Here is a 6,591-nt window from a genome sequence, read left to right on the forward strand (position 1 = left end):
GATTCCTGGTTTTGCTCTTCTTTTTCTTGTGGTTCGCTGGAACTAGACTTAGCCTGAATTTCCTCCTCAGGCTGCATTTGGACTGCTTCTGTTTCTTCCCCGGTTTGACGTTGAATTGGCTGCTGGGTGGCTGAGTCTGGCATGGCCATGACTTTCCCCGCCATGCTGTCAGCTTCTTGTTCGTTTTTATCCCGCGGTGCGCTAACGGTTGGTTTGGTTTGAACAGATTCCTGGTTTTGCTCTTCTTTTTCTTGTGGTTCGCTGGAACTAGACTTAGCCTGAATTTCCTCCTCAGGCTGCATCTGGAGAGATTCTGTTGATTTTTCTTGCTCCTTCCCTCCAGAGGTTTCAAGACGCTGAATTCCTTCTGAGTAAGTGCTAGAAGCTGCCGAACTAGGAGGCGCTTCTATTGGAATATTTCGCCCATTAAACGGAGCACGGGCGATTAAAGGCTTTTGTGCTAGCTCCGAGGTGGATATCGTTGAATTTTTTTGTGCTGAATCTGCTTCCACCCTTTCGCCAATTACTGCCCCTGGTTCTTGCTGTTGGCCTTGAATCCCACCTGGTAAAGACTTCTCCTCACTCCGAGAGGGCGCTTCTACACTGATATTTTGCCAATTCAAGCCACGACGAGTTGTTTTTGGTTTAATCCCTCCTAATTCCTTCGATATGTTGGAATTGCTGCCAACAGATTGAGCTATCTCATCCGTAAACGGGCGTTGGTGAAGTAGGGGGGAACTGGCTTGATTCGCCACAGGTGGCGCCGTCGAGGTTTTCTTTTTAGCTAATACTCGATCGTTCATCACCTAACTCCTCCCGGCACTGCCAGCAATTATTGCAGATTGTTAATTTCAGATTTTAGATTCGAGCGGGACTTACGCTCACCAACCCGGTTTCTTTTAAAAATCGTCGCTTTGGAACCCAAGATTTAGGCTTCCACCCTATTTCTAGCTTGCTAGTTAAGTTTTGTTGCTATTTTTTGGACTAGGATTAACCGCCAATTAATACAGTAGCACAGCCCGCCGAAATTTTATTCGGTGGTCCAAGAGCTTCCACAATTGTATCTCCCAAGCGACTGGCGGGAAGCCCGTTAATCAAAACTGTACTGCTACCACCGATTACAACCCCAGGACCGTGTGGAGGAACTGGCAAAGGTGTAGCGCAATTATGGATATCTGCCCCACCAGCGCTACTAACAATCGTACTGCTCATGCTTGCCGCAGCCGTTGCTTTCGTTGTTTCTTCAGCCAATTTAGCTGCTGGCAAACCTGGGGTTCCTGCCGCTGCTAGGGTTGCAGCTTCGGCTGCTTTAATCCCTGTCTCGCTAACTGCTTTAGCCGATAGTATTGCACCTGCTGAGGCTAAAGGAATTCCCCGCCAAGCTGGTAAATTTCCTATCAATACATTAGCGCTACCAGGCCCTCCCGTTAATACAGGTGGGAGGGGATGGGCTACGGCATCTGTAATTCTAGCTGCTGGTCTACTCATACAAACATTCCTTAACTTTTAGTTCAGTTTAATCAAGCTACCTGTGATAGTAACAATGCCCTTGGCATTGATATCAATATTACCCGTAGAACTCAAAGTAATACTTTGCATACTGTCATCCAAACGTAATTTATGACCCCCCTTAGTTTCAATTTCTACAAACTTTTGGCTGTCATTAATGCGTAATTTATGGCCCCCTGCTGTCTCAATATAAGCTCCTTTCTGACTGAGACCTTTATCCTCCTCCACAAACTGAATTTTATGCCCGACGCGGGTTTGAAACGTCCGCAAGCGCACTTTGCCATTAGCAACATCATTTGCCACCGGATTGGGCGGTGCATCTTTGCCGTTCCAAACTCCACCAATCACATAGGGACGATGAATATCGCCCTGTTCAAAAGCCACCAGCACTTCGTCATTAATTTCTGGCAAACAGTCAAATCCTCGCTGACTGCCCGCACCTATGGCTACTATTCTAGCCCAATTGCTGGCGTGTTCTTCGGTTAGTGTAGGAAACTTAACTTTAACTCGACCCCAACCTTTCGGGTCTTGGTTATCAGTAACAATTCCTACTAGGAAACTTTGTCCGGGTTGCAAGTGATTTACCGGAGAAAGCGCCGTCAAAAGGTTTCCTCCCCGCAATCCCCGCACACTGAATTCTGTAATGTATACTCGCTCGTGATAGGTATGACGAGTTTCGGTAACGTAGTATTCGCCGCTGTGCTGTCCCATCTTTTCTAATGTGACGATGCGCCCCGGTCGAATATCGGTATTTCCTTCAGCTTTGGCATCGGCATAGACAAATTGACCTCCTAATTCGTCGCACAAAGCTTGGGCCTTGGTATCGGCTTCTTTGGGATTAAAGCAAGTCCAGTTTAAAATCATTTTGGGTTTAGGAGGCTTGCCGTTAAACTTATTGCTGGTATCACTACCTTTACCGCTTTGTGTTTTAGTAATAACTTGTTCTTGTTTTTTTGTGGATATAATGGCTCTTTTTTCTTTGTAATCCCAGGCTCTTACTTCTACTTCTTTTACTTGCTCTGCACTGGTGACTCGCACGCGGAAGCTGCGGAGGTCTGTCAACCATGTAAGGGTTAATTTTTTACTATCAGCTTTGGGTTTACGAAAGTTCAATTTTCCATCTTGAAGAAATAGTTCAAATCCAATTCTGTCGGCTCGTTGCCGCAAAAATTCCATGTTGGTTTGATTTTCCTGAAAAGCATAGTCATGCGCCACGCCACTAGCATCGATAGTGCCAGCCTTTATGCCCACTTCCTGGATTATTTTCTTCACAATGTCACTGTCGGTCATATTCTGAAAAGAACGGTTGTAAAGTCCCCGATGCAAGCGGTGACCGACATCATAACCACGAACAATTACCGGAGCTTGAGATTTTTCGCTGAATAAGGTTTCAATTCCTGTAATTTCGCCTTCTATGACGTAATTTTTCTTGTCTTGATTGTAATTTCTAGATTCTGTTGTGCTGGAGGTAAAGCCAATTTTGACGGGTTTACCAATTTGTAATAAGTTTTGGTAGCGCCAACGTTCATCCTGGTTGCGACCGGGAAAATAATCATTTTGAATCACTAGGGTAAACATTCCTGGCAGATGCAGGCTTTCTTCTACGAGGACTTGAAGAATATCTTCCATTAAGTTTGGAGGAGCTTGCTTGCCATCTATTTCTAGTGTCGGTAGGGCGCGGTAATGGACTCCTGTCATAATTTTTTAGTGGTTTGGTTGGGGTTTTTTAGCTTATAAAAAGATGTGGTATCAGTTAAATCTTTGAAGTTCGGCGATTAGTTTTACTTGAGGATTTCCGGTTGGCCAAACTATCTGTTTGACGGTCTACTTTAGCTGGAGGTTTAGCACCTAAAGGTCCGTTTTCTTTGGGTTCATCGGCTTCTTTTAAAGTTAGGCTATCGATGACAGCCCGGACGGGTGTTCCGTCTGGGAGAAACATGGTAAGTTTATAATTCAATTTTTCAATAAAGCAGCGCCGCAGATAAACCTGTTTTCCCCACATAAATTGATAAATTGGCGGGCGTTCTTTTCCTTTGACAAATTCAACAGATTTTCTAAAATTCTCTATATATTGTTTAACAACATCTCCTCCATCTTCGTAAGTATCAAACAAAATTTTATTGATGGTAACTTTGTAAGCTTTTACATGAGAAAAACTAACTTTAGGGGTTCCTTTATCTTCGGTACGTGCACCGGGACTTTCGGAGGTTTCTACAACTCCCTCGAAAACTAATTCAGTGGGATTAAACATAAATTCAATTTGTGGCACACCATCATCAGATATTAAAGTGGCTTTAACCAAATTTCCGGATTTACTTGATGTTGATGTGATGGGTGAACTTGTAGCTGATGCCATAATTTATCCTCTATGTAGATGTTTTATTACTAATACAAGGGAGTGCTGTAGTAGCCTCCCTGACGCTCTCGATTGATTTCTAAACGCTGCCGAACTAGGTAATAGATTTCTCCGGTCAGTTTTTGTAATTTATCATCAAGTAGGGAAACTTCACCAGAATCGCCTGGTGGTGGCGCTCCTGGAGTCGATCGCTCTGGTGCCGATCTTACTTTAGCAGAAGTTCCGTAGGTTGAGGCAATATTACTCAGCCAACTCGGATAACCTAATGATTGGTGGCCTTGACGCTCTTGTTCTATTTCTAGCCATTGTCGCATAAGAGTGTAAACTTTTTGAGCCAACTTTTCTAATTCTTCCTCTTCTATGGATCGGTTTTTCCCTGCAGTGTCTGCTGTTATTAGTTGGGCAGTTTCTCCGCTAGTGGTCAATGTGTAATTGTCAGACACATTGGGAGAAGCCAAAGTATAAGAAGGTGAAGATTCCGGTTCAGGTAAGGATGCAGGCGGATCTTCGTTTTTAATCGGGATACTATTATCTGGTGTTGTGGTAGAACTTTCACCCAATAATTCGGATATGTTTGACCATGATGTCGGTGTATCGAATGTATTATTTTTTTGTTCGTTGTTATTGGTGTATTTGTTCTCTAATTTTGCCAATATCGAATTGTTGGGGTTGTTGAGCTGTTGTGAGAAACCCAATGGTTTGAGAGAATCTATATTAGCTGGTGCATTGTTAGCATTTTCCCCCATTAATTCAGATATACTTGACCAAGAATTTGGTATATTTTCAACTTTTGCCGAATTCTTAGGAGATTCTGTGTCGGTTGTGCGAGAAATATTGGGGGAATCTTCTTCTGATAATTTGGAAATATTGGACGGAGAACTACTAGATAAGAGGGTTGTTTCCTGAGAAATAGTAGGTTGTTTATCTGTCTCATTACTTACAAAGTCAGACAGAAATAAATCTGAGTTTTGAGCCAGGGATTTTGAATTTCCCAAAGGTTGGATAAGGTTAAAGCTTGGATTTTTTGAGCTAGCTTGGACAAGATTTGTCTGGGAAGAAATTATGGTGTCTGAAGATATTTCCGAGCTAGCATTAGGAGATATAAAACTATCATCCTGTCTATTTTCTCTAAAATTTTCTAGCGGTGGCGAGGTATTTTTTATAGATAATAATGGAAAAGATTTAGCTTGAATTAAATTGGCAGAAATTGGTGCAGCATCCACTTTTCCCTCTGTTGTCGCCGTTAAACTTTCTGTTTCTTGAGTTGGTATTGGGGAAGGTTGTGATTGGATTAAGTTGGGAGAATTTGGGGCCGCATCTACTTCTTGTCCAGTTTTAGCAGTTAAACTTTCTGTTTCTTGAGTTAGTACTGGAGAAGGTTTTGATTGGATTAAGTTGGGAGAATTTGGGGCCGCATCTACTTCTCCTTCTGTTTTAGGCGTTAAACTTTCTGTTTCTTGTGTTGGTACTGGGAAAGGTTTTGATTGGATTAAATTGGCAGAAATTGGTGCCACATCTACTTCTTGTCCAGTTTTAGCAGTTAAACTTTCTGTTTCTTGAGTTGGTACTGAAGAAGGCTTTGGTTGGATTAAATTGGGAGAATTTGGAACCGCATCTACTTCTCCATCTGTTTGAGGCGTTAAACTTTCTGTTTCTTGAGTTGGTACTGAAGAAGGCTTTGATTGGATTAAATTGGGAGAATTTGGAACCGCATCTACTTCTCCATCTGTTTGAGGCGTTAAATTTTCTGTTTCTTGAGTTGGTACTGAAGAAGGCTTTGATTGGATTAAATTGGGAGAATTTGGAACCGCATCTACTTCTCCATCTGTTTGAGGCGTTAAATTTTCTGTTTCTTGAGTTGGTACTGGAGAAGGTTTTGATTGGATTAAGTTGGCAGAATTTGGAACCGCATCTACTTCTCCATCTGTTTGAGGCGTTAAATTTTCTGTTTCTTGAGTTGGTACTGGGACAGGTTTTGACTGGATTAAGTTGGCATAACTTGGGAGCGCATCTACTTCTTGTCCTGTTTTCGCCGTTAAATTTTCTGTTTCTTGAGTTGGTACTGGGGAAGGTTTTGATTGGATTAAATTGGGAGAATTTGGGGTTCCATCCACTTCTCCATCTGTTTGAGGCGTTAAATTTTCTGTTTCTTGAGTTTGTACTGGGGAAGGTTTTGATTGAATTAAATTGGGAGAATTTGGGGTTCCATCCGCTTCTCCATCTGTTTGAGGCGTTAAATTTTCTGTTTCTTGAGTTGGTACTGGGACAGGTTTTGACTGGATTAAATTGGGAGAATTTGGGAGCGCATCTACTTCTTGTCCTGTTTTAGCAGTTAAACTTTCTGTTTCTTGAGTTGGTACTGGGGAAGGTTTTGATTGAATTAAATTGGCAGAATTTGGGGTTCCATCCACTTCTCCATCTGTTTGAGGCGTTAAATTTTCTGTTTCTTGAGTTGGTACTGGGACAGGTTTTGACTGGATTAAATTGGGAGAATTTGGGAGCGCATCTACTTCTTGTCCAGTTTTAGCAGTTAAACTTTCTGTTTCTTGAGTTGGTACTGGGGAAGGTTTTGATTGGATTAAGTTGGGAGAGTTGGGAACCGCATCCACTTCTCCATCTGTTTGAGGCGTTAAACTTTCTGTTTCTTGAGTTGGTACTGGGGAAGGTTTTGATTGGATTAAGTTGGGAGAGTTGGGAACCGCATCCACTTCTCCATCTGTTTGAGG

4 protein-coding genes and 1 pseudogene are annotated in these 6,591 nt (G+C 42.4%); all 5 read right to left on the reverse strand.

The window, feature by feature from the left end; translation table 11 throughout:
* The coding region (locus tag QUB56_RS35690; protein WP_332961093.1) for a hypothetical protein at positions 1-803 on the reverse strand (803 nt) is incomplete at its 3' end.
* 187 nt (positions 804-990) lie between these two features.
* Positions 991-1,488, reverse strand: coding sequence for a PAAR domain-containing protein (locus QUB56_RS35695; RefSeq protein WP_332961094.1), 498 nt, complete (start codon positions 1,486-1,488; stop codon positions 991-993).
* Positions 1,489-1,506: 18 nt separating this feature from the next.
* Positions 1,507-3,207: a VgrG-related protein gene (locus QUB56_RS35700; protein WP_332961095.1), complete on the reverse strand. Its 1,701-nt coding sequence runs from the start codon at positions 3,205-3,207 to the stop codon at positions 1,507-1,509.
* 55 nt (positions 3,208-3,262) lie between these two features.
* The gene (locus QUB56_RS35705) at positions 3,263-3,865 is read right to left on the reverse strand and encodes a CIS tube protein (RefSeq protein WP_332961096.1); all 603 of its coding nucleotides are present in this window, start codon (positions 3,863-3,865) and stop codon (positions 3,263-3,265) included.
* A gap of 29 nt (positions 3,866-3,894) precedes the next feature.
* Positions 3,895-6,591 (reverse strand): annotated as a pseudogene (locus QUB56_RS35710) (hypothetical protein); the annotation flags it as partial.

Source organism: Microcoleus sp. AR_TQ3_B6 (assembly GCF_036702785.1).
In the GTDB taxonomy this organism is placed as follows: Bacteria; Cyanobacteriota; Cyanobacteriia; order Cyanobacteriales; family Microcoleaceae; genus Microcoleus.